Origin of the sequence: Magnetovibrio sp. PR-2, assembly GCF_036689815.1 — a bacterium.
Classification (GTDB): Bacteria; Pseudomonadota; Alphaproteobacteria; order Rhodospirillales; family Magnetovibrionaceae; genus Magnetovibrio.
On the sequence record NZ_JBAHUR010000005.1, the window covers coordinates 165,622 to 190,935 of the forward strand.

Consider the following 25,314-nt stretch of genomic DNA (forward strand, 5'->3'; position numbering starts at 1 on the left):
GATTTAGCTGATTATCGAAGATACTGAACATAATACGAATCATAGGAAGGATTGCGACGTGGGTTCCGTAGACGCTGATCAAGAGCGCGTCCAAGAAATCTATCAACGCTTTGAGCAAAGCCGATTTGACGAGGCGATTGCTCTGGGCGTGGCATTTCTCGAGCACCATGGTGAACACCCTGACGTTTTGTTGGTGATGGGTCTGATCTCCATCCAACGCGGCGACGCGGCCAATTCCATTGTGCTGCTGGAGGCGGCTTATGCTTTGGCTCCGGACAATCCCAACATTGTTTACAACCTTGGGGTCGCCTTTCAGAAATCTGACCAGATGGACCGCGCCAAAACGTTCTGGGAAGAGGCCCTGACACTGTATCCGGAACATGTTGCCGCGCTCAAAAACTTAACCGTCAGTAGCCTGGAGAACGGAGACTTTCCTTCGGTGCGTGAATTTGCGACGCGTATTCTCAAGCTATCAGCCAATGATCGTGAAGCCCTCAATTGGTTGGCGTATGCCTATTATCAGGAAGACAACTTTGAGCTGGCCGAAGCGCTTTATCGCAAAATCATGAAACTCTATCCCGACGAACCCGAAGCTCATTATCGCCACGGGCTGGTGGCTCGCGACTTGGCCCTTGTCGACGCGTCCTTAAAGAGCTTTGAACGGGCGGTGCAATTGTGTCCCGATGACGCCAATGCGCACATGGGACTTGCGCACGCTCTGTTGATGAAGGGGCAATACCGCGACGGTTTTGCACAATATGAATGGCGGCGCAAACGGGAGGCCTGGCCTGAGGATACCGTGGATGCGCCCTATTGGGCGGGAGAAGAAATCCTGGGCAAATCGGTGTTGGTCAAGGCCGAACAAGGCCATGGAGATGTGATCCAATTCCTGCGCTATTTGCCCAAAGTTGCAAAGCGGGTTGGGCGTTTGTCCGTGTCGGTTCACCCGGCTTTGATGTCCTTGGTGGAAAAGATCGACGGCGTTGACGGCGTTGAAACGATCCACCTGGAAACAGGTCAATATGATGCACAAGTTCCCATGATGAGCTTGGCGCATATTTTTGAAACCAGCCTGGATACGATTCCAGATGCCGTGTTTCCCGATATCGATGTCAATCCTGAGCTATCCAAGATTATCCCCTCGAATTCTGAGATGAATGTCGGGGTGGTTTGGGCCGGCAATCCCGAGCGCAACAATGACCATTTCCGCTCTTGCCCCTTTGCTAGCTTCAAGCACCTGTTTGCAGCCGTTCCGCAAGCCACTTTTTTCAGTTTGCAGGTTGGTGACGTGGCCGATGATTTGCGGGCAAGCCAACCTGAAAACGTGATTGATCTGTCTCCTCAATTGAAAAGCTATGAAGATACAGCCGGTTTTATCAAAGGCATGGATTTGGTGATAAGCGTGGACACCTCAACCTTGCATCTTGCCGCCTCTATGGGGGTGGAAACGTGGAACATGCTGGGTTATGCGGCAGATTGGCGCTGGTTTGAGGCGCGGGACGATAACCCCTGGTATCCTACCATGCGATTGTTTCGACAAGAAAAACTCGGGGACTGGGATGGGCTGGTCCAGCGTTTGTCAAAAGCCTTAAGCGCGCGTATCTCTGCGCATTGAGCAAAAAACAAGGCCTGCTGTTGTCCAGCAGGCCTTGTTTTTTTATCTAGAATGGGCAGAACGTTCTGTTCCCACCCAATCCGGCAGTCATTCATTATTTGGTCCGCATCAGCTCTTCGAGCATTTGGTCGGCGGTGGTGATGATTTTGGTCGACGCTGAATAGGCACGTTGAACCACGATCATGTTGGTGAATTCCGTACCAATGTCGACCGTAGAGGCTTCCAGAGCCGCCTGGACCACCTGACCGGCGGGGCCGTTGTCGGGTTCGCGCAAGGTGTAGTCACCAGATGCCTGCGTTGCGGTCCAAACGTTACCGGATTTACTTTCCAGTTGGTTGGGGTTGACGAAGGTTGCAACCGGGATTTGGAAAATCTTGCGCGTTTCACCGTTGTCAAACAGCGCGGTCACCAGACCGTCTGCACCGATGGTCACACCGGCGAAGGTGCCGAATTTTGAACCGTTCTGGGTGATGAAATCGGGCGTGAATTCCGAACCGAACTGGGTCATGCCGTTGGCTTCATCCACATCGCCGAAGTCCAGCGTGATCTTAGCGCCTTCACCCGTCGCGTCGTTCATGTCCTGGGCACCGCTCGAGAAACCGATAATTTCGATGTCTGCAGCATTGAAGGATGCCGGGACACCGTCAGAGTCAAAAGCAAGCGCACCAGTTGAGTTTGAGGTGGTTGTGGCCACGGTGAGTGTCGGTGCCGTACCGCCACTGGTGTTGGTGGGAGTTGTCGTCGTGGTGTAACCCAAACCCGTATAGTCAGATGTGATGGTTAGGTTCGCAGCACTTGACGTGGCTGTGACGCGCTCTGACAAAAACGGGTGGCTGTTGATGGCGTTCGCCAGACCGGCATGTGCGGCCGTTGCGGTGGTGCCCGTTGCCGTATACGACACGGTGACGCCGTGTAACGTCACGGACAGCACATCGGTGGCGGCGACGTTCGCAGCTGTAACGGTATCGATCTGAGCGGTTTTACCAAACGTGTTCACAGCTTGCACAGTAAACGCCTTAGATGCTGCGGTGCCTTGAGTGGTCAAGGGGTTGCTGCTGCTATCGAGCAAGCTTGTGATGTTGACAGAGATATCGCCCAGGTGGTTTGGGCCGCCTGTGATGACAATATTGTTGGAGCTACCGCGCTCTTTCGCGATCATGTGGTACTGGGTATCCGTCGGACCAAAAGCATTCGTCGTCGATGATGTCGAAAACTCGGGGTCAACGGCTTGCACACGGGAAACCAGGGTGTCCAGATCCGAAGACAATGATGTATTGCCGGAGGTGTCAACAATGACATTGCCCGACGGAGTTTGCGTCGTGGATACGGTGACTGTACCAACCGTGCTGTCGTTGTTTGCATCATAGACGGACACGCTGCTGGTGAAGACAGCACCTGCGGTATCGCCTGTGATGGTTACGTTGGGGTCTGCGGCAGCAGCCGTCACCTGTGCGGACAGTGTCGCGTTGGTGTTGACAGCGTTCGCCAAACCAGCGGCAACGGCAGCGGTGGTCGTGGTGCCGGCAACCGTGAAGCTTACGGTTTCTGAACCAACTTGGAGATAATAAATATCGCCGGTTGCGATATTCGCGGCGCCGCCGAGAACAACGGTGTCAATTTGCTGCACAGGGCCGGAGGTCGTGCCATCACCGGAAAGGTCGAATTCATAGGTGATGCCGTTAATGCTCACGGTTGAACCATCAGGCGGGCGCGTGCCGGTGAACTCCAGGTGGCCTTTGGACATATAAACGTCAGATGAGTTCGTGCCGTTTTCTTGGTCATACAGCGTCAGGACTTGCGTGCCGGACGGCGGTTCGACGGCAACGTCCCATTGGTTGCCGGTGCCAGAGCGCAGATATTCGAAGCTCATGGTGTTGGCACCACCCAAGCTGTCAAAGAACTGAACGTCCGTTTTTTGGTAACCGAGCTGGTTGGTAATGTCGGACAGCGTGCCGTCGAACGTGGTCGCGGTTGAGGGCAAGTTGGCGCCGATGGCGATGGTCGAGGTTGCGGTCGCCGTACCACCCACACGGTTCAAGTTGATACTTTCCATATAGTCGCTGGAAATGATGTTTTGGTTGGCGATGCTCAGGTTATTGTTCGCGGGAATAACCGTGCCGCTGGCATTCGTCGGCCAACCTTGCAGGTAATATCCTTGGGCGTTTTTCAGATAACCTTCGTCATCCTGAATGAACGACCCAGCACGGGTGAACAGGTAAGGGTCCGAAACGCCGGGGACGTTGGCTTCGTTGACCACGAAGAAGCCGGAACCGGAAATGGCGATGTCGGTTGAAGATGTCGAAGCCTGCAACAGACCTTGCACATCCGTCGATTGGCGCGGCGAAGACTGCACACCACCAGCGGAATAGAACGTCGAAGACGTTTGCTTCGTGACCAGGGTTTGGAAGTTAACCGTGGTTCCTTTGTAACCAATCGTACTGACGTTCGTGATGTTGTCAGAGATGGCGCCCATGGCACTCGACTGAGCGGTGAGCCCGGAAACACCGGAAAACAATGCACCATATAAGCTCATTTTCTCTCTCCTATCCTACGTCCGACGTTTGCCGGAAATTATCCGATCTCGTCGGCTTTAAGTTATTACTCTGTTGCGACGTCGGTTTGGTTGAGAACAACCGGACGTTCGACAGAAATGATGTTGGTCATGTCGGTTTCAACATCACCCATGGAAACCGTGACGTCGCCGTCGCTGATCCCGGTTGCGGTGACATAGCCGAATACGGTTTGCGAGACATCCATCAGGTTGCCGTCGGCATCTTTGGCGGAGACGATCAGTTTGTAGGCACCGTCGTCGAGTTGTTCCGCGTCGTTGTTGGTGCCGTCCCAGCCCACTTGATGCATGCCGGTGTCGGTTTGCCCTTCTGTGGAAAAGACGGATTTGCCCGAAGCATCTACAATGGTCAGCGTGGTGTCTTTCACGCCGGCAGGCAGCGTATATGTCATCATGGCTTGGCCATTGAGCAGCTGGAATTCAGAGCCGGAAACTTCGACAACGGTGCCCAAATAGTTCACCATGGTTGCCGCCTGAGCGTTTTCGTTCACTGCCAGCAGTTGTTCCAAGTTTGAGTTCTGTTGGATTTGTTGCTCGACACTGGCGAATTGCACCAACTGTGCGGTGAATTCGTTGGCGTCCAGCGGCTCCAACGGATCTTGGTTTTGCAGCTGGGCCACCAACAGGTTCAAGAACTGGTTTAGATCTTCTTGAAGCTTTTGTTTTGATTGACCCGCCTGGGTCGATGTGTCGATGACTTCTGAGCCAACGTTGCTGAAGAGTGACATAACTCTTATCCTTTACGCTGTAATGTCCACACGGTCGTCCGAGATGATCTGCGGGCTTCCGTTTGCGGATTGTTCGAGCAGTTCCTCAAGCGTCGGTTCGTTTGAAAGTGGGCCCATACCGGATCCGCTTCCTGCGGTTTCTTGACCGCCTTGGGCGTTTTCGCCGTTTTCACGCAGGTTGAAGCTGAGATCGCCAGAGTTCATCTGCAACCCAGCTTCACGCATTGCTTTTTCAAGCTCGCGGGAGTCTTGTTTCAAAAGATCCAGCGTGTCTTTGTTGTCGGCGCTCACGACCGCAGTCACGCGCCCGTCAGAAGCCATTTCCAATTGAATATCAACGCGGCCCAAGTGGGCGGGTTTCAGTTGGATATTGATTTTGTCCATTCCACCGGCGATGGCTTTTTGAATTTGCACATTGACCTGCTCCGTCACCTGGGCGCGGGCCTGGGCTTGGGGCTGGGCATTGGTTTTGGCCTGTTGTGCAGCCTGCTGTGTTTGCTGCGTGCCGGTCGGCTGGTTCAAGCCCTGCGTGGAAGAAGCGCCTTCTGCGCCACCCACTTTTGCCGCTCCGCTGGCAAGATTATGTTGTGCAGCTTGCGAGGTTTGAGCTTTGGTATCCGTATTGCCAGCGTTTTTCGCAGCTTCGGCTTGCGCCATTTGCAGCTGCTGCTGGGCTTGTTGTTGAGCGTCGCCTTGTTGCCCACCGGCTTGGTTGCCCAGGTTATGCGAGTTCGCGGCTTGCGGACCGGCGGCCATGGGTTTGGCGGCGGCGGTGGTGTTGGTTTGGTTCAACCCTTCACCGTCTTTGGTCACGGACGCTTGTACGTTGGCACCTGCGTTCGGTTGGCTCACCAGTTTTTCGGATTGTTTGGTGACTTCAACTTTGACCTCTAAGTTTTGGTCCTTGCCAACTTTGGCGGACAGATCAGCAGCTTGCTGTTGTTTCAAGCTGGGGTCGTTTTGCAGATTGTGATTGTTTTCGGTGCGCTGGCCTAAGTTGGCTTGGGTTTGTTGCGTGCCAGCACCGTTGTTGTCTTTCTTTTGACCGGCCAAGTTTGCCAGGTCTACATCGCCAGCATCTTCACCGCCGTCGGTTTTTGCCATGCCAGCATTGGGATTGGCGACCGCTTCGCGAACCTTGTCGCCACTTTGAGCTGCAGCGGCTTGCGTTTCAGCACCTTTGTTTTGGCCGTTTTTGTTGACCATATCGACCACACCGGCCAAAGCGGCTTCGTTTTGGCCTTCACTGGCTTGTTGCACGGTGGCATCTGCGGCGGCGTCAGCAGTATCGGCGGCTTCACCGTCGGAACCGGATTGGGCCTGGTCGTTTTGGCCGTCATCGCTAGAGGCTTGTTGATCGCCAGACTGGTCTTGACCTTGTTCTGGGGCGTCGTTGCCTTGATCGTTTTGAGAGACTTCGCCGCGATCATCGTTGTGTTTCATGGTATCACGAGGCGCGTCATCTTTATGATCAACCGGACGGGCATAATCGTCGGAATTATCTTGGGCGGGTTCTGCGCGATCACGCACCGGGGCATCGTCGCGGGCCGCTACGTCGGTGTTCTGCGGTTCAGACTTTTGCTCAGGCGCGATGTCTTGTTTGATGTTGACGCCACCGGTCAGATTCGACTGGTTGGAACCGTCAACAACGCCTTGCCCAGACATTTTCATGCGTTCGGCGACGGCGGCCGAGAAGTTCCCCATGAGAGCTTCGGCGGTGCTTTTGGTTTTTGTCGATGCGTTCGCATCATTGATCGTCTTGGCTTTAACAGAAGAAACGTCCATTGGACCAACCCTCGTGACTTTGTGTTGCATTCATCCGCAACAACAGTAGCAAGGGGTGTGCCAAGGCGTGGATTGTGTTTAGTGTTTTGAAAATATTGGATAAAAATGAAACTAATTGGGGGCGGAACTAGGTCATTTTGGGTCCTGGCACTACTTTTTTCCGTTCTCGGGGCAAAAAGTGCCTAGTGAATGCGATATGGTACGGTGTTATAGGGGAAAGAATAAGTATTATAGTTGATTGACGTCTTTGGCCTTCATTAATCTTTTCCCTTCAAAACTTTCAAGGTTAAGACAATCGTCCGGCAACACATTAGGTGGGTGATGACAGAAACGGAAGATATGGAATTTGCACGCCGGTTTGAGGCGCTGAAAGCAAGCTTGCGTGAAGCTGCGTTAAGCAGGGCAGTGCAAGATTGCCAGGACTTCATTGAAAGCTTCCCGGATAAAGGGGAGGGATACTTTTGTTTGGGGATTCTTTCGTACCTGTCCCAACGTGAAGGCGACGCGCGCAAAATGCTTGAAAGGGCCCATGAGCTAGATCCCGAAGTGCGGGAATATGCCCTGATGTTGTCTGGCCTCTATGCAACCGTCGGCCAGCTTCACGATGCGCTCTATTATTCCAAATTGGGGGTGTCTTATGAGGAAAGGGATGACCTCGCCTATCTCGCTCCGCCGGAATTGTTGAACTTCGTCGAAGCGACGGAAAACTCGTTACTGCATGTGAATTATGTGAATGCCCTTTTTGCTTATGATCAACATGATTATGCAAGGGTTATTGAGCAGTGCGAGCTTGATCTTGCGCGTCACGACAATTATGAACCTGCACAGATCCTGCTGGGCAAGGGCTATATCGGCCTTCAGTCATACGGTGCTGCGGCAGAGCTCTTTCAAAACATCATCGATCAAAATCCCAATTGTGACCTGAAGGTTTTACTCCTACAGGCCGAAGTGCTTTTTAATCTGGGTATGTTTGACAATGCCAAGCAATACATCGATTTGGCATTGAGCCGTGATGAGGCGGATATAGACGTGGCCTGTCGCTGCGTTTCGTTGTTGGCAAAGCATCCCGACAGCAGCGCGGCATTGGCAAAATTGACCAACCAGATGAACGAAGACCATTTCTCTGGGGGGGAGCCTTATTACGAGCCAAGCCCAATGCCGGAAGGAAAGATCTTCATTGGATTTCTTTCCGACAAGTTTTACGACTGTTTTGAAGGGCGTGCTCTTCATGAAGTGATCAAGCGGTTGGACCCGGAAAAATTCGTACCTTTTGGTTATATGCTCAATTTTAAACGCGATGCGCTGACCAGTTCATTTGAAAATATCATGACCGATTGTCGTGAGGCGACCGACATCAATGACAAAACGCTTTCTCTCATCCTGCGCAACGATGAAATCGATGTGCTGGTCGATATGTGCGGTTATGGTGAAAACCACAGGCTTCCTCTGCTCGCCCGCACACCGGTAAATGTTCAGGTCAATTGGCTGTCGCCACCTTATGGTTTGAGAACGCCCGGCTGCGTCGGATCTTTTTGTTGCGCACCTTACAGTGGGCGGGATACGGGCAATGCAGACGATTTTGTTCTGCCATCTGTTCTGTTTTCAATGCCACTTCGTAAGTCCTTGCAAAGCAAAAACCAACTGACGCTTAAACAAGTCGGAAACTTGGTGTTTGGGGCCAAATTGGATTTGGCGGCATTGGCTATGGGGGACGGCGCCCTGTTTGCCCAAATGCTTGCAAAAGTTCCGAATGCGACACTGAAGTTTGCAGCCGAAAATATATCTGACCTTGAACTGTCGTTGCTCAACCAATATTTCGGACACGATGACATATCCGAACGTGTTTCGTTGTATACAGCCGAAGACGAACAAACGATTGATCGGTTCTATTCGTCCGTAGATGTCATGTTGGCGAGTGCAAATAGTCAGCCTGAAGATATCTCGACCCCATTGCAAATGAGCGTTCCTGTCATTATGCGTGATCGTCAGAATGTGATGAGCAGCTATGCAGGTCTGGTCCTTTTGGCGGCAGAGCGTGAAGGCTGGCAAGTCACTTCGGATGAGGCGTTTATAGAGCTTGCCTCAACCTTTTCTGATTTTGACCATCTTGGAAAAGCACGCTTGGCTCTTAAGGACAATCTACTTTCGACGAAACTTTTTGATGCAAATACCAACGCCCTCGAATTCATGTACGCCGTACTGAACGCTTGCGATCGGGTGCAATCTTTGAAGCACGATAAAGAGGTAGGGGCTGACGATGCTAAATAACCAAGAGATGTTTGAGGCGAACTTAGCTTTCTTTGAAGAAGTCCAGCCCGCACTGTACGAGCTTCTTCGGGCTTACGAACCTCTTGGAGAGGTTATAGAAGATGACGGAGATGTCGACATTTTGTTCGACGGAACGCGGCTCTACAACACGGGGGCTCAGGCGTATGTGGAAAATCAACTGCGCAATTTTTGGGCTCAGCCCGAGCGCACAAACATTCAACCGATCTCTTCTGATAATGTCGACGCTGAAGGTCAAGAGGTTCTGTTCAATGTCCTGAAGTATGCAGAAAAACAAGAGATTACGTTTTCCACACACCGTGTGATTGACCAGACATACCACCTTCTGATTTTGGGGGTTGGTTTAGGCCTCCATATTCAAGAGTTACTGGATCGCGCAAAACCTAGAAACGTCGTGATTGTCGAACCCAATCTGGAGTTCCTCTACCAATCTCTCAAAACCTTCGACTGGGTCAAGTTCGGCTCTTATTTCCGGGAATCCGGGGCGTATTTTCATTTTATCATTGATGGAAATGTCACACACGCGACGCAGGAAATGCGTTCGCTTTTCAGAAGCTATGGGCCTGTCAGTTTCGACGGATTGACCGTTTACCGCCATTATGAAAACCCGTTTAACTCGGCTGTTGTGAAGTACATCGTTGAGCATGGCGACATGACGTATTCTGGTTTGGGGTTCTTCGAAGACGAACTGAATATGATCGCCAATACGCACAAGAACTTGCGAACCGGCCAAGAACGCATGTTTTTTGCGAACTTATCGCCCAAGGACTTCCCGGTTTTTGTTGTGGGGTCCGGGCCGTCATTGGACTCGTCCATGGATGTCATTCGTGAGAACCAACACAAAGCGATCGTCATTTCTTGTGGGACAGCTTTGGCGCCTTTGTTGAGAGGCGGGGTGACACCGGACTTTCACGTGGAATTGGAACGCGGGGAATTGCAGGCAAAGATCCCCAGCTTAGTTTCCGGCGATTTCGATCTCTCCAAGATTTGTTTGGTTGCGTCCTCCACGGTTGTCGAAGAGGTCAAAGCCGTCTTCTCAAACCGTGTTTATTTCATGCGCCATATGTTGAGCTCGTACCCGATTTTTTCCGGCAACTCTAGAAACTGTTTGCGCAACCCGTCACCAATGGTTGGTAACGCTGGCTGTAGTTTTGCCCAGGACACAGGTTTTCGAGAGTTTTATCTTTTCGGCATGGACCTTGGGTTTCGAGATGAAGCCGCGCACCACTCCGACACTGCGGCCTACTGGGATCTCAACGGTCGGGATTTTAGAATGCTTTGGGATCGTTTTGCCCCAGGCAACTTCGGCGGGCGCATCATGAGTTCCTATGTTTTCCAGTGGTCTCGCGATTCGTTGGAAGCGTCTATGCAGGCGTCATCACAGGGCTATCAGTATTATAACTGTAGTGACGGTACGCGGATCAAAGGTGCACTCCCTCTGTTGCCTGAGTTTGTGTCCCTGTCGGAACCCTCAGCGCCGAAGGCCGAATTCATTGAAAAATTGATCAACGGGTTCCCTGTATACACCCAAGACGTTTTCCGTCAGCACTGGGTGGATGGGGTGCTCCGCCAACAAATTCGCGATTTGGGCGAAAGCTTGGTCAATGCGATTGAAGACAATCCGGACTTAAGCAGTAAAAAGTATGTGTCCACACTCACGCGTATGGTCGATCCGTCGGGGTACGACGATTCGGCAAAGATGGTGCTGCGGGGCTCGTTGTATCATTTGCTGATTATCAGTGAATATTATCTCGACCGGGTTATCGACTCGGAAAAACGCGAAATGTTCAGCAATTATTTGCGCGAACAGCTCATCAAGGGGATTCAAGACATGTGTCGGATTGCCGATGTTGAGTTCACACACTTAGAAGAGCACGGCACACTTAAGGACAAGGCGTCGTAATTGGCATCTCTTTGATATTGTATGGATTTTTCAGCTGATGTGCGGTGTGGAGCAAGGCGATGAACTTTATTGTTGTATAGTTTGAGGGGATTTGCTAAATTAATTACGTTCGTTATGAGTCAGAAAGACTCAGCGCGAGCTTCAGGAAGATATCCTGATTGTGACAAGTAACTCTAGAAAAGAGGATTTTTCGTTATGGCTGACGTCACACTTTCTGCCGCAGTACGCGGTAGCCTTCTCTCGCTGCAAAGCACCACCGATCTTATCGAACGTACCCAAAGCCGTCTGTCGACTGGCTTGAAGGTTTCGTCCGCTATTGATGATCCGGTCGCTTTCTTCCAAGCTAAAACACTGACTGACCGTGCGTCTGACTTCACCGAGAAGAAAGACAACATCGACCAAGGCATCAGCTCGCTGTCTGCTGCGGTTGACGGTATCGAAGCTGTTGAAAACTTGGTTAACCAGCTTAAAGGTATTGCGAACTCGATGAAATCGGCAACTGGTACCCAGTTCACCGATTTGATCACACAGTTCAATGACTTGCGCTCCCAGATCGATTTGCTCACCACGGATTCTACGTACCAAGGTGTCAACTTGATCAACGGTACGGGTCAAACCCTTTCGGTTGAATTCTCCGACAAATCGACTTCCAAATTGTCTGTGTCTTCTGTTGACGTTACGGCCAATGGTATGGACGTGAATAGCGCAACGAACATCACAGCCCTCGGCACGAACGTGCTGGCAGTGAACCACGCTGACTTTGTCTCCGCTACGACGTTGACGGGTGGCGATACGGTTTCATTGACTTATGTCGGTCCAGATGTGACCGTCACGACGGCTGCGAACAAGACCATGACATATGGTACGGCTACTCTTACTCTTGCTATGAGTGCTGGCGGTTCCGCCACCTTGACGCAGGGTACGACGTATACGGTCACGATCCGTGCAACCACCGCTGCTGGTGGTGGCGCTGCTGCAGGTGTTGTCACCTCGACAACGTTCTCTGCACAAATGTCTGGTGCCTCCGCTGGTGGTGCTGGTGCAACCGTGGCTGCTGGTACCGCTGGTAAAACGTATGTTGGTGAAAGCAACTCGACTTCCATCGATGCTGCGATCACGGATTTGAGCTCAGCTTTGACCACGCTGCGTACCGAAGCTTCTAGCTTGGGTAACAACGTTGCATTGCTGCAAACCCGCCTTGAATTCACCGAAGCGTATGTGAGTACCTTGGACGAAGGTGGTTCTAAACTTACCTTGGCCGATATCAACGAAGAAGGTGCAAACCTTCTGGCCCTGCAAACCCGCCAACAATTGGGTATCCAATCCCTTTCGTTTGCTGGTCAGGCTGAACAATCCGTCTTGGGTCTGTTCCGTTAATCGCCAATCTAAGCGAGAACTAAACGAATGGAATACCCCCGCAACTTATGTTGCGGGGGTATTTCTTTGTGTGTTTAGGCATGTTTCTTTTGGTCTGGGCACACGTTTTTGGGGATCCCTTCGTCGCGCATTTGCTCTGGTGGGAAGGGCGCCTCACCCTAAAAAGCACGGCAAAGTTTTTGTGAGCGCAAACCGAAGATGTCCTTTAGGGTGCGAAATAGGGTGGTGGGACGGCTGGAATGCCAGCAAATCCATGAGGGCTATTTTTTAGTATTTTTCTTCCAAGGATGTTGAAAATCATAGATTTTTCGTTCGCGACCCTGGTTGGCGTATGCTAATATGGATTCCAGTATTAATTGACTAGGACAGAATGTCTGCAGATGGTTTCATCTGCCTCTTTTCAAAGCCAATGGACTATGCCTGTCGGCGTTTGAAAGGGGCTCGTCATCGAAAGTCGGCCGCACTGCGGTGCACGAACGCATCACGTGGCCGGATGGCCTATACCAAAGATGCATGAGAGACATTTGAATGACGTGAACCATGTTCACACGTTCAAGTGTTCGCGCGCTATCGAGCGACAATTCTGTCCCTGGTTGTAAGTGTCAGTGACGAGTGGAAACTTCGCGCATGTCTCATATGCAGAACTACTTTCAACAGGTCAGCCAGATTGCTGAATCCATTGATCTAGCCACCATCGAACAGTTGGTCGATAAGCTTGTCGCGCTGCGCGCACGGGGTGGACGCCTGTTTGTCCTGGGTGTTGGCGGCAGCGCGGCGAACGCTTCGCATGCGGTGAATGATTTTCGCAAATTATGTGGGATTGAAACGTATGCTCCGACCGACAATGTGTCGGAGCTGACGGCCCGCACCAACGACGAAGGTTGGGAAACCGTTTTTGCCGGTTGGCTGAAGACCAGCCGCCTCAATGAGAACGATGGCGTATTTGTTTTTTCCGTCGGCGGTGGAAATGTCGAAAAAAATGTCAGCGTCAATTTGGTGAAAGCCTTGGACGTCGCTAAGGACGTCAGCGCAATGATTTTGGGCGTTGTCGGACGCGACGGCGGTTACGCCAAGCAATCGGGCGGCGATGGCGTTGTTGTCGTCCCGGTCGTGGACGAAAGCCTGGTAACCCCTCATACCGAAGCGTTTCAAGCGGTCGTGTGGCATGGCTTGGTGTCTCACCCCAAATTACAAACGCAAGCGACCAAGTGGTAAAGGAGCGTTGACAAAGTGCCTTTGAAAAGAGCCATATTCCTAGACCGGGACGGTGTGTTGAACCGTACAGACGTGCGGGACGCAAAGCCATACGCCCCAACCCGTGTTGAGGATTTTGATATTCTTCCCGATGTGGCAGAGGCTTTGTCATCTTTCAAACGCGCAGGCTTTTTTCTGGTCGTTGTGACTAATCAGCCCGATGTCGGTAACGGCAAGGTCGAAAGAGAGACTGTCGAAGCCATGCATCAAAGCCTCATGCGTGATTTGCCCATTGATGCTTTGAAAGTTTGCTACCACAAACAATCTGAAGGCTGCCCGTGTCGCAAACCCGAACCCGGTATGTTGCTGGACGCGGCAGAGGAATACGGCATAGATGTTCCCAACAGCTTCATGATTGGGGACCGGGCGGGCGACGTTTTGGCCGGTAAATCTGCAGGCTGTCGCACGGTGTTTATCGACTTGGGGTATCGCTCAAGCGAACAAACAACACAAGCCGATATCATTACTAATTCTCTCCCAGAAGCGGCAGACAGAATTCTCGCCCTTTTGACCCAGGAAGCGCCAAAGAATCTGCGCGTGGGTGCTGTGGAGATACGAGAGGTACCATGACAAAAGTCGATAATCTCAACGTCAAGATTTATGCGGACGGCGCGAACCTGGAAGAAATCAGGGCGTTGGCGCAAAACCCATTGATTGAAGGCTTTACCACCAATCCCACCTTGATGCGGCGTGCGGGTGTGAGCGACTACGAAACCTTTGCCCGTGATGTGTTGGCAGAGATTACGGATCGTCCGGTGAGTTTTGAAGTCTTTGCCGATGACAAAGACGGCATGATTGCGCAAGCGCGCACCATCGCGACATGGGGCGAAAACGTCAACGTCAAAATTCCGTTTACCAACACCTTGGGCGAATCAATGCTGCCCGCCATTGAGGAGTTATCGAACTCCGGCGTGCAAGTGAATGTGACCGCGATGATGACGGTGGACCACGTTGCCCAAACTGTGAATGTTCTCAATCCCGACGTGCCGGCAATTGTTTCTGTTTTTGCCGGGCGCATTGCCGATACCGGCATGGACCCCGTGCCGGTCATGCAAGAGGCCGTGGCCCTTTTATCCGATTGCCCCAAAGCGGAGTTGTTGTGGGCAAGCCCACGCGAACTGTTGAACATCTTTCATGCGGATGACGCAGGCTGTCATATCATTACGGTGACCAATGACTTGTTGGCAAAACTGGTGAATGTTGGGAAAGACTTAGATCAGTTCAGCTTGGAAACGGTATTGATGTTCTATCGTGATGCCAGCGAGGCCGGTTATAGCATTCGCACACAATCATAAACGGATAGGTGAACAAGCGCATGGCGGATCGTTTTCAAATCGACAGTCACAAAATGGCGTACCACCCCGAACGCACAACCGCGTTGATGGAAGCCGGTGATGATTGGGAGAAGGCAAAATCCATCTACCCGATTTATGTCGAAGTCTCCCCTGTCGGTGCGTGCAATCACAGGTGCGTGTTCTGCGCATACGACTACATCGGTTATAAAACAATCCAGCTTGACTATGAGATGCTTGCCGAGCGCCTGCCCGAAATGGGCCGTTTAGGCGTGAAGAGCATTATGTTCGCCGGCGAAGGTGAGCCGATGCTGCACAAACGCATTGTCGACATTGTCCGGGTGACGAAAGAATCCGGCATCGATGTTTCGTTTACAACGAACGCGACGGCCATGCCGAAGAACTTCCCGGATGAAGCTTTGCAGCATGTGTCTTGGATCAAGGCGTCCATCAATGCGGGCACGGCCAAAACCTATGCCGAGATACACCAAACCAAAGAACATCATTTCGATCTAGCCATTAAAAACCTGAAGGCATTGGTGGAAAAACGAAACGCAAACGGTTGGAATACGACATTGGGCGCACAGATTTTGCTATTGCCGGAAAACGCGGGTGAAATCGAACAGCTCGCGAAAATCTGCCGCGATCAGATTGGTCTGGATTATTTGGTCGTGAAACCCTATTCCCACGTCGAAGCCAGCGAAACCACGCGCTACAAAGATTTGGACTACACCCAGTTTTTAGAACTGGAAGACAGCCTCAAACACCTCAACACAGATGATTTCAGTTTGGTCTTTCGCGCCAACACCATGCGGCGTTATACGGATGCTGACCGTTATCCGGTTTGTTATTCCGTTCCCTTTATGTGGGCCCATATCATGGCGTCGGGGGATGTGTTCGGCTGCGGCGCATTTTTGCTGGACCCGCGCTTTAAATATGGGAACATCAAAGAAAACGCTTTCCAAGACATTTGGGAAGGCGAAAAACGCCATAAGAATTTCGACTTTGTTCGCCATGAATTGGATATTTCAGAATGTCGGAGGAACTGTCGTATGGATGCTGTGAACAGATATTTGTATCAAGTGATCGATCGCAAACCGGATCACGTGAATTTTATTTAATCTTTTGCAATTGGGTGCGCCATGAGCCAATGGAATCCAAATCATAAAAAAGTCGCCGTCGTCACAGGCGGGGCCGGTTTTATCGGCAGCCACATGACGGATTTGTTGTTAAGCGAAGGCTATGCGGTGTGTGTCATCGACAGTTTCGTCGGTGGGCATGAGCGCAACTTAGCGCACCTTTCGGGCAACCCGGACCTGCACATTGAACGCACGGACATTCGGGACCTGGACAGCGCTCATCCCTGTTTTGTGGGTGCTGAGTTCGTTTTTCATTTTGCTGGCATCGGCGACATTGTGCCCTCTATAGAACAGCCCATCGACTATATGGACGTGAACGTTCAAGGTACAGTGCGCGTGCTGGAGGCTGCACGGGCTGGGGGGGTGAAGAAGTTTGTCTATGCCGCGTCGTCATCGTGTTACGGTCTGGCCGACACGCCGACGCGTGAAGACCATCCCATTGATCCGAAGTATCCTTATGCATTGTCAAAGTATCAAGGCGAACAAGCGGTCTTTCATTGGCACAACGTGTATGACCTCCCGGTCAATTCCGTTCGGATTTTTAACGCATATGGAACGCGTGTGCGTACGACGGGCGCTTATGGGGCTGTGTTCGGCGTGTTCTTTAAGCAAAAGCTTGCGGACAAACCGTTCACAGTCGTTGGGGATGGGGAGCAGTCGCGTGACTTCATCTATGTCACGGATGTGGCCAAAGCATTCTATGCAGCAGCGGTTGCGGATGTGAGCGGCGAGGTCTTTAATCTTGGCGCAGGTGCGCCTCAAACCGTGAACCGCCTGGTCGAATTGTTGGGTGGAGATGTGGTCTATGTCCCCAAACGACCAGGTGAGCCCGATTGCACATGGGCGGATATCACAAACATAACCGCGAAGCTCGATTGGCAACCGAGCGTCTCTTTTGCCGACGGTGTCGCGATGATGGTGGCTGAGATTGACAACTGGAAAGACGCACCCTTGTGGGAGCCCGACAGCATTGCCGTCGCAACCGAAAGCTGGTTCAAATACATGGGGGGAGACAACGCAACATGACGGAAGAGTTCTTCGAACAATATGCGCACAAAATCGTAACGCCTGACGATCTGTGTGAACGGTTCGGGCCTTGCCCGCGCGATCAGCGCGTGATCATGTGTCACGGTGTGTTTGATGTTGTCCACCCCGGTCACGTCCGTCACTTGGCCTATGCCAAAAGCAAAGCCGATGTGTTGGTGGTCAGCATTACGGCAGACAAGCACATCACCAAAGGGGCTTATCGTCCTCACGTTCCCGAACAACTGCGCGCACACAATTTGGCTGCGTTTGAAATGGTCGATTTTGTTTTGATCGATCAAAATGCAAAGCCGCTTGAAAATATTCGAAAACTTCAACCCGATCTATTCGCCAAAGGTTTTGAGTACACCAACACCGGATTGCCCCCGGAAACCCAAGAAGAAACCGATGCTGTGGAAAGCTATGGCGGTGAGATGATCTTCACGCCGGGCGATATTGTCTATTCTTCGTCGCGTATCATTGATGCAGAACTGCCGAACATCGGTATTGAGAAGCTGTTGACGATGATGAAAGAGGGCGACTTCGGTTTTGACGATTTGCGCGAAGCCGTGAGCAACCTGCAAGGCAAGCGCGTTCACGTTGTTGGCGACACGATTGTCGACAGTTATACGCGATCCAATTTAATCGGTGGGCAAACCAAAACGCCGACGTTTAGCGTCTTGTTCGAAGGGCGCGATGACTACATCGGTGGGGCAGGCATTGTGGCCCAACACCTACGCGCAGCCGGAGCCGATGTGGTCTTCTCAACCGTGTTGGGTGACGATGAATTTAAGGACTTCGTCCTCGACGGCTTGCGCGATGCGGGGGTCGAGTGCAAGGCTATTATCGACAAGACACGCCCGACGACCAATAAAAATGCAATTATTGCAAGTGGTTATCGTCTGTTAAAGATCGATACTCTGGACAACAGTAGCATTTCAAAAACCCTTATTGGCAAGCTTGTGAAACAAATTTCCGAAACGCCCGCCGATGCGGTTGTGTTCAGTGATTTCCGTCACGGGATCTACAACGCCCTGTCCGTGCCGACGTTGACGCAAGCCATTCCAGACAACGTTTACCGTGTTGCTGATAGTCAAGTGGCTAGCCGTTGGGGTAACATCACGGAATTTCTTGGTTTTGATCTGATCACGCCGAACGAACGCGAGGCGCGGTTCTCTTTGGCGGATCAAGATTCCACCGTGCGCAACCTGTCGCTCAAACTGATGGCAAAAACCGACTGCAATACGGTCTTTTTAAAGCTCGGCAGCCGCGGTGTATTTGTGTCCTACATGGATGAAGATAAAGGCGAGTGCTTCATTGCCATCGACAGTTTTGCCGGAAACGTTGTTGATGCGGTCGGAGCTGGCGATGCCATGCTGGCGTATTCGACGTTATGCATGATGACGACGGGCTCTCCGTTCATCTCATCCATTGTTGGCAGCATGGCCGCAGCGTGTGAATGTGAATACGATGGCAACATTCCCATTCGCCCCGAAGACGTCTTGCGCAAAATCGACACTGTTGAAAAACTGGCGAATTATTCATGAGCAATTCCATGCGGATCATCATTGCTGGATTGGGTGTGCAAGGGCACAAACGTCGTGCTGTGGCTGGGACGGATTGTGTCGCCATTGTTGACCCCGTTCACGAAGATGCCGACTTTCGCACTGTAGAAGATGTTCCACTGGACAGTTATGACGCTTGTTTGGTTTGTACGCCCGATGAAGCCAAGGTTGATCTGCTGACTTATCTGTTGAACAACGCCAAGCATGTGATGGTGGAAAAGCCGTTGCTCACCCATGACGACAAAACTCTCACCACGTTGCAGGGCTTGGCCAGCGACAACGCTGTGGTTTGTTACACAGCCTACAACCACCGCTTTGAGCCGCACTTCATGGCCATGAAGGATCTCATAGATAGTGGAGAGTTGGGCGAGATTTATTCCGTTCGCATGTTCTACGGAAATGGAACGGCGCGTTTGGTTCGTGACAGCGTTTGGCGCGATCAGGCTGCGGGCGTGTTGCCGGACTTGGGCTCACACCTTTTGGACACGTTGCGCTATTGGCTGGGGGACGATTTTGACCAGACGTTTGAAACGCGCGGGGCGTTTTGCCACGAAAACAAATCTTTCGACCACGTGATCATCGGTTCCAACGCGGGCCCGGTTGTTCAGTTGGAAGCCAGTATGCTGAGTTGGCGCAACCACTTCACGTGTGATGTGTTGGCTGAAAAGGGCAGCGCACATATTGAATCGTTGTGCAAATGGGGGCCCAGTACCTTTATCCATCGCACGCGTATTTTGCCCGCAGGCCGTCCGCCGGAAAGCTCGACAACCTTGGTGAAAGATGATCCCACCTGGGAATTGGAATACGATCACTTTAAAAATCTGTGTGTGTCTGGAGGCACAGGCAATCTGGAAAATGATTTGTGGCTGAACAAAACGCTGCGTGAGTTGGCTCAGCAAGTGGGTGTTTCTTCTGTCTTGCCAAAGGACGTGCCGTCATGAACCAGCCTGTCATCGGATACTGCGGTATGACGCATCTGGGTCTGAATTCTGCCGTGGCCTCAGCAGCACATGGTTTTGAGACTTACGGCTTCGATTTGGATGGCGCGTTGGTCGATGCCATCGCCGCAGGGGACTTGCCGGTGGTGGAACCTGGTCTGGACGATCTGTTTGCCAAGCACCGCGATCACTTGACCTTTACGTCACGGGCCGAAGATTTGGCCCACTGCGATGTGGTCTATGTTGCACCCGATGTGCCGACGGATGATGCCGGCCAAAGCGATTTGTCTGGGATTGAGACGTTGTTGTCTATTGTTGAGCCGCAGGTGCGTGACGACGCGGTGCTGGTCGTGCTGTCCCAAGTGAACCCGGGCTTTACCCGTTCCCATGCCCGCCCAGCGGGACCGCTGTATTATCAAGTTGAGACCCTGATCTTTGGCCGAGCCGTTGAACGGGCCTTGTATCCGGAGCGCTTCATTGTTGGCTGTGCTAACCCCGATGAACCTTTGGCGGAGGCGTTGGAAACTTATCTAAAAGCGTTCGACTGCCCGGTTCTGCCCATGCGTTATGAGAGTGCCGAGCTGGCGAAAATTTCCATTAACATGTGTTTGGTGGCTTCCGTCACCGTGGCCAACACCATGGCGGAGATTTGTGAATCCATCGGTGCCGATTGGTCGGAAATCATCCCGTCCTTGCGGCTGGACAAGCGTATTGGTGAGTACAGTTACATCGTTCCGGGCTTAGGCATATCGGGTGGAAATTTAGAGCGAGACTTGGCGTCAGTCATTCGTATGGCCGATAGCCACGGGACGGACGCAGGTGTCGTGCGGGCTTGGCTCACGAACAGCACGCACCGCAAAAATTGGCCCATGCGGACGTTGCAAAAAGAGGTTCTGGACGACCAGCCGGATGCAACCGTCGCCGTGATTGGCTTGGCGTATAAAGAAAACACGCACAGCACCAAAAACTCACCGGCCCTTGTTTTGTTGGATCAGTTAAAAGACCGCAGCGTGAAGGTCTATGACCCGGTTGTGCCGCCCTCTGCCGGGGGTGAGCATGCTCAAGGGGCAGACAGTGCTTTGGCCGCAGCTGCGGGTGCCGACGTTGTTGTGTTGATGACTCCGTGGCCGGAATTTCGCGATATTGACCCCGTCGCACTTGCCAACGCGATGGCTGGGAAAACGGTTATAGATCCGTATGGATTGCTGGATGGTGATGCCTTGGCTGGTGCTCAAATGAAACACCATAAACTTGGCGTTGCAGGTTAGGGAAGAAGGCGAAACACATGCTGGAACATTTAAATGCTCACCCCCAAAACCCCGAGCGCGTCGTGATCCTTGGCGCGAAGGGGTTTGTGGGTTCTGCGACGGCAGATGTCTTGGCCAAAGACGGGGTCGAGGTCTTAGCCCTTGGTCGCCAAGAGCTTGATTTGCTGGGGGGCGAAGCCGCGCGTGATTTGGCAAATGTCTTAAAGCCGAGCGACAGCGTTGTTGTGATCTCTGCCCAAGCTCCGGTGAAAAACAACGCCATGTTGGAAAGCAACATCGCGATGATGAGCAACGTCTGTGCAGCCTTTGATCAGGTTGAACCGGCGCATATGGTGTATGTCAGTTCCGATGCGGTGTATGCCGACAGCATGGAGCCGTTAGACGAACGTTCATGTGCGGAGCCGGGCTCGCTTCACGGGATTATGCATATTGCGCGCGAAACCATGTTGGCTAATGCTTACAGTGGGCCATTGGGAATACTTCGCCCGACACTCATCTATGGTGAAAGCGATCCCCATAACGGATACGGTCCGAACCGTTTTCGGCGCTTGGCCGCAGAGGGTGAGGATATCGTGTTGTTTGGAGAAGGCGAAGAACAGCGCGATCACGTCTTGATTGATGATGTCGCAGACTTAATCGTGCGCATGTTAAAATCCAAAAGCCACGGTAAATTGAATGCCGCCACCGGTACGGTCATATCGTTCCGCCATATCGCTTTGGCTGTTGTGGCGCAATTCTCTGATCCCGTGGACATTAAAGGGTCGCCGCGTGTTGGTGAAATGCCGCACAATGGCTACCGCGCCTTTAATCCAGCAGCAACGAAAGCGGCTTTCCCAGATTTTTCCTATACGGACATTCAAACCGGCTTGTCACAGGTGCACGCACAAATGATGGAGAAACTCTAATGCGCGAAGTTGATCTTCTTCGGGGCTTGCCCAAAGGCAAACGCAATGTCAAAGCGCGTGAAACGGCCAAGACCGACGAGCACATCCGTGTGTCGCGCGAATACGGTGAAACTTATTTCGACGGACCGCGTGAGTATGGTTACGGCGGTTATCGTTACGACGGGCGTTGGCGTCCGGTGGCACAGGACATGGTCGATCACTTCGGCCTGAAACCGGGCGATAAGTTTTTGGACGTGGGTTGTGCAAAAGGTTTTTTGGTTAAAGACCTTTTGGAATTGGGCGTCGACGCATATGGTTTGGATATCTCGCACTATGCCATGATGAATTGTGAACCTGAAGTCGTTGGTCGTTTGCACATCGGCAGTGCGGAAAGCCTGCCGTTCCCGGATAACAGTTTTGATGCGGTTGTGTCCATCAATACGGTTCACAATTTGGAACGTGATCTGTGTGTGCAGGCCGTGAAGGAAATTGAACGCCTAGCGCCCGGCAAAGGTTTCATCCAGGTCGACAGTTATAAGACGCCTGAACAAAAAGAGATTTTTGAAAGCTGGGTTTTGACGGCTCACTTTTACGATTACCCCGAAGGTTGGCTGAAACTCTATGAAGAGGCTGGCTATACGGGGGATTATAACTGGACCATTATCAACTGACCGGGGGAAGAGGAGAGAATTGTGTCCAACACGTCGTTCGACAACACAGAGGCCCGAAAACGGTGTTTGAAATACCGTCGCCGTTTGCTTGATATCTCTCAACAAGTCAGCGCCCTACACGGTGGCGCGGCGCTGTCGGCCATGGAAATGGTTGATTGTCTCTATCACGGATTGATGCGCGACCCGGCTGGCGCGAATTCACCCGATACCTTCGTCATGTCCAAGGGCCATGGCTGTATGGTGCAGTACATTATCTTGGAAGAAATGGGTGTCTTGTCGCGCGAAGACCTTGATCTTTATTGCAAGGCCGATGGGCGACTTGGTTGTCATCCTGATTACGGAAATCCAGGGATCGAAGCGTCTACCGGGTCTTTAGGTCATGGTATGGGGCTGACCGTCGGCATGGCGTATACGGAAAAATTCGTCAAAAAGACTGACGGAAACGTTTTTGTGGTTGTCAGCGATGGCGAGTTTCAAGAGGGATCGACCTGGGAATGCATGATGATGGCGGCCAATTTGGGTGTTGATAATCTGATTGCGTGCTTGGATCACAACGGCTTTCAATCGTTTGGCCGGACCTCTGAAACGCATCCTCAGTTTTACCCGATCCGCGAAAAGGTCGAAGCTTTTGGTTGGGAATGTGCAGAAGTCAACGGCCACGACGCGGCTGCTGTGGTTGATGCCATTCAATCCAGAAAAGGCGGCAAGCCGTTCCTGTTGGTGGGCAACACCGTTAAAGGCAAGGGCGTGTCGTTTATGGAGAATATACCCATCTGGCACTATCGCTCTCCCAATCCGGAAGAATATCAGCAAGCCATTGATGAGCTGCAGGAGGTGTCATCATGAGAAACAAGTTTGCCGATGTGATTTACGAAATTGGACAAAAAGACGACAGCATTTGCGCGTTGGTCGCCGACATTTCCCCTGCGGGGTCCATGGTCAATTTTCGCGAAGACTTTCCCGAACGCTTCATCAACTGCGGTGTTGCCGAACAGTCGATGATCGGTATCGCGGCGGGCATGGCGTTGAAAGGCATGCGTCCGTTTTGCTACACCATTGCGACGTTTAGCCTCTATCGTCCGTTTGAGATGATCCGTGTCGATCTGGCTTATCAAAATTTGCCGGTCACGGTGATTGGCATGGGGGCAGGTGTGATCTATTCCACACTGGGCAGCACGCACCATTCCATGGAAGACATCGCCGTTGCGACGGCGGTTCCCAACATGACGGTTATAGCACCGTGTGATCCGGATGAAATGCGCCAAGCCACACTGTGGTGCGCGACCCAAAGCCAAGGCCCGGTCTATATGCGTCTGGGCAAAGCCGGTGAACCGGACTTGACCGAACATGCGATTGACGATTTCGAAGTTGGTAAAATCCGATACATTCGCAAGGGTAAAGACGTCGCAATCCTGACTTACGGTCCCATCACCGCAATGGCTTGTGAGATTGCGGATCGGCTGGAAGCGCAAGGCAAAAGCGTTTCGCTTGTTTCTTGTCACACCATCAAACCGCTGGATGAAGACGGTGTGTGTGGTGTGCTTACATCTCACGATCACGTGGCGGTTATAGAAGAGCATGTCCCCCATGGCGGCCTGACGTCTCGGGTCAAAGAATTGGCGTGGGAAAACAAAGTTGGTTGTCAGTTGTCAGCTTGGACGTTGAAGGACGAATTCATTCACTGTTACGGCACTTACGAAGAACTGTTGGCCGCGCACGGTATTGAGAAAGAGGCGATCATCGCTGCCCTGAGTTAGAAGGAAAACATGACGGACGTAGCTGATAGAAAATTGGCGATTTTGGGTGGAGAGCCGATGCGGGCAACTCCCATGCCGCCGCGTTTTGCGCTGGGAGCGGCGGAGGAAGCTATGATCCAAGACGTTTTGGCTCATTACCGTGCGCGCGATCTCGATCCCGGATATCAGGGCCATTTCGAACAGCTCTATTGCGACGCGTTTGTCGACTTTCAGGGCGGTGGTTACGCCGATTCCGTTGCCACAGGTACAGCAGCTATCTTCGTTGGCTTGGCTGCGCTCGAGCTTCCCAAAGGTTCAGAGGTGTTGGTTTCACCCATCACCGATCCCGGCACCTTGTCGGCCATCGTGCTAAATGGATTAAAACCGCGTTTGGTGGATGCCAAACCCAACAGCTATAACGTTGGCCCAGACGAATTCGAAGCCGCCATCACGCCCGCGTGTTCCGCTGGCGTGATTGTTCACGCTGTGGGTCAGGCAGTTGAAATTGACGGGGTCGTCGACGTGGCGCAGCGTCATGGCATCAAGGTGTTGGAAGATTGCTCTCAAGCTCATGGTGCTGGGTGGAAGGGACAACGGGTTGGCACGTTTGGCGACATTGCCGCGTTTTCGACCATGTACCGCAAAGCCCACATGAGTGGCGCTTCGGGTGGGATGATTTATACGCAAGACTTAGACTTACACCGCATGGCTCTCGCCCATGCCGACCGGGGCAAGCCCACGTGGCAAGAAGACCTAGATGATCGCAATCCCAGTCAATTTTTGTTTCCTGCATTGAACCTGCATTCGGATGAAATCTCTTGTGCCATGGGCTTGGCCTCATTGCAGCGCTTAGAGACGACGATTGAGAAACGGCTGGATTTTGTCGCGCGCTTTACACAGCGTCTGGAAGAAACATCCCACGTGTGCCGCCCTTATGGCTACACCAAAGGGGATTCTCCTTTTATCTATCCCGTTTTTGTGGACCCATCAAAGATTTCTTGTACCGTGGAAGCGTTCGCCAACGCCGTACGTGCCGAAGGCATTGGGCTTAATCCGCACTATGAATACTTGGTTGCCAATTGGCCGTTTTTAAAACCGCATATGGCCGAAGAGACGGACACCCCCAATGCCCGCACTATGCTGGACACCAGCTTTGCGCTGTATCTCAATGAGAATTATGGAGAAGCAGAAGTGGAAGACTGCATCGCGGCAATTAGCAAAGTTGAAGGTCATTATCAGTCTGGCGACAATGCAACCGATCGTCTGGAGTAAGGCTAGAGA

20 protein-coding genes are annotated in these 25,314 nt (G+C 52.2%); 17 read left to right on the forward strand and 3 right to left on the reverse strand.

The genetic code is table 11. The features are described 5' to 3' along the window. The first annotated feature begins 58 nt into the window (after positions 1–58). Positions 59–1,615: a tetratricopeptide repeat protein gene (locus V5T82_RS07605; RefSeq protein ID WP_332895012.1), complete on the forward strand. Its 1,557-nt coding sequence runs from the start codon at positions 59–61 to the stop codon at positions 1,613–1,615. 94 nt (positions 1,616–1,709) lie between these two features. On the opposite strand, the gene V5T82_RS07610 is transcribed toward V5T82_RS07605, so the two are convergent. From V5T82_RS07610 to V5T82_RS07620, 3 genes are all read right to left on the reverse strand, one after another. After that, positions 1,710–4,148: a flagellar hook-basal body complex protein gene (locus V5T82_RS07610; protein WP_332895013.1), complete on the reverse strand. Its 2,439-nt coding sequence runs from the start codon at positions 4,146–4,148 to the stop codon at positions 1,710–1,712. Positions 4,149–4,213: 65 nt separating this feature from the next. Further along, positions 4,214–4,912 (reverse strand): flagellar hook assembly protein FlgD, encoded by a 699-nt coding sequence (locus V5T82_RS07615; RefSeq protein WP_332895014.1) that lies wholly within the window; start codon positions 4,910–4,912, stop codon positions 4,214–4,216. Positions 4,913–4,924: 12 nt separating this feature from the next. Next, complete coding sequence (locus V5T82_RS07620) at positions 4,925–6,697, reverse strand: flagellar hook-length control protein FliK (RefSeq protein ID WP_332895015.1); 1,773 nt, start codon at positions 6,695–6,697, stop codon at positions 4,925–4,927. 321 nt (positions 6,698–7,018) lie between these two features. Between V5T82_RS07620 and V5T82_RS07625 the strand changes: the two genes are divergently transcribed. From V5T82_RS07625 to V5T82_RS07700, 16 genes are all read left to right on the forward strand, one after another. Further along, complete coding sequence (locus V5T82_RS07625) at positions 7,019–8,965, forward strand: hypothetical protein (RefSeq protein ID WP_332895016.1); 1,947 nt, start codon at positions 7,019–7,021, stop codon at positions 8,963–8,965. Further along, positions 8,955–10,886 carry a motility associated factor glycosyltransferase family protein gene (locus V5T82_RS07630; RefSeq protein WP_332895017.1) on the forward strand — a complete coding sequence of 644 codons (1,932 nt, stop codon included), beginning with the start codon at positions 8,955–8,957 and terminating at the stop codon, positions 10,884–10,886. The genes V5T82_RS07625 and V5T82_RS07630 overlap by 11 nt, the downstream gene beginning before the upstream one ends. Before the next feature lie 195 nt (positions 10,887–11,081). Beyond that, positions 11,082–12,263 carry a flagellin N-terminal helical domain-containing protein gene (locus tag V5T82_RS07635; RefSeq protein ID WP_332895018.1) on the forward strand — a complete coding sequence of 394 codons (1,182 nt, stop codon included), beginning with the start codon at positions 11,082–11,084 and terminating at the stop codon, positions 12,261–12,263. 627 nt (positions 12,264–12,890) lie between these two features. Next, entirely contained in the window at positions 12,891–13,478 is a 588-nt protein-coding gene (locus V5T82_RS07640; protein ID WP_332895019.1) for an SIS domain-containing protein, read from the forward strand. A 15-nt stretch (positions 13,479–13,493) separates the two neighbouring features. Beyond that, the gene (locus V5T82_RS07645; protein ID WP_332895020.1) at positions 13,494–14,087 is read left to right on the forward strand and encodes a D-glycero-alpha-D-manno-heptose-1,7-bisphosphate 7-phosphatase; all 594 of its coding nucleotides are present in this window, start codon (positions 13,494–13,496) and stop codon (positions 14,085–14,087) included. Beyond that, positions 14,084–14,812, forward strand: coding sequence for a transaldolase (locus tag V5T82_RS07650; RefSeq protein ID WP_332895021.1), 729 nt, complete (start codon positions 14,084–14,086; stop codon positions 14,810–14,812). The genes V5T82_RS07645 and V5T82_RS07650 overlap by 4 nt, the downstream gene beginning before the upstream one ends. A 20-nt stretch (positions 14,813–14,832) precedes the next feature. After that, entirely contained in the window at positions 14,833–15,930 is a 1,098-nt protein-coding gene (locus V5T82_RS07655; RefSeq protein ID WP_332895022.1) for a radical SAM protein, read from the forward strand. 21 nt (positions 15,931–15,951) lie between these two features. Beyond that, complete coding sequence (locus V5T82_RS07660) at positions 15,952–16,974, forward strand: NAD-dependent epimerase/dehydratase family protein (RefSeq protein ID WP_332895023.1); 1,023 nt, start codon at positions 15,952–15,954, stop codon at positions 16,972–16,974. Further along, positions 16,971–18,518: a PfkB family carbohydrate kinase gene (locus V5T82_RS07665; RefSeq protein ID WP_332895024.1), complete on the forward strand. Its 1,548-nt coding sequence runs from the start codon at positions 16,971–16,973 to the stop codon at positions 18,516–18,518. Before V5T82_RS07660 ends, V5T82_RS07665 begins: the two co-directional genes overlap by 4 nt. Continuing rightward, positions 18,515–19,477 carry a Gfo/Idh/MocA family protein gene (locus tag V5T82_RS07670; RefSeq protein WP_332895025.1) on the forward strand — a complete coding sequence of 321 codons (963 nt, stop codon included), beginning with the start codon at positions 18,515–18,517 and terminating at the stop codon, positions 19,475–19,477. The genes V5T82_RS07665 and V5T82_RS07670 overlap by 4 nt, the downstream gene beginning before the upstream one ends. Further along, positions 19,474–20,742 carry a nucleotide sugar dehydrogenase gene (locus tag V5T82_RS07675; RefSeq protein WP_332895026.1) on the forward strand — a complete coding sequence of 423 codons (1,269 nt, stop codon included), beginning with the start codon at positions 19,474–19,476 and terminating at the stop codon, positions 20,740–20,742. Before V5T82_RS07670 ends, V5T82_RS07675 begins: the two co-directional genes overlap by 4 nt. Before the next feature lie 17 nt (positions 20,743–20,759). Next, complete coding sequence (locus V5T82_RS07680; RefSeq protein ID WP_332895027.1) at positions 20,760–21,647, forward strand: NAD-dependent epimerase/dehydratase family protein; 888 nt, start codon at positions 20,760–20,762, stop codon at positions 21,645–21,647. After that, positions 21,647–22,297: a class I SAM-dependent methyltransferase gene (locus tag V5T82_RS07685; RefSeq protein WP_332895028.1), complete on the forward strand. Its 651-nt coding sequence runs from the start codon at positions 21,647–21,649 to the stop codon at positions 22,295–22,297. Before V5T82_RS07680 ends, V5T82_RS07685 begins: the two co-directional genes overlap by 1 nt. Before the next feature lie 21 nt (positions 22,298–22,318). Continuing rightward, positions 22,319–23,143, forward strand: a complete 825-nt coding sequence (locus V5T82_RS07690) for a transketolase (protein WP_332895029.1) — start codon at positions 22,319–22,321, stop codon at positions 23,141–23,143. Continuing rightward, positions 23,140–24,054 (forward strand): transketolase family protein, encoded by a 915-nt coding sequence (locus tag V5T82_RS07695; protein ID WP_332895030.1) that lies wholly within the window; start codon positions 23,140–23,142, stop codon positions 24,052–24,054. The genes V5T82_RS07690 and V5T82_RS07695 overlap by 4 nt, the downstream gene beginning before the upstream one ends. Before the next feature lie 9 nt (positions 24,055–24,063). Continuing rightward, the gene (locus V5T82_RS07700) at positions 24,064–25,305 is read left to right on the forward strand and encodes a DegT/DnrJ/EryC1/StrS family aminotransferase (RefSeq protein WP_332895031.1); all 1,242 of its coding nucleotides are present in this window, start codon (positions 24,064–24,066) and stop codon (positions 25,303–25,305) included. Positions 25,306–25,314 lie beyond the last annotated feature (9 nt).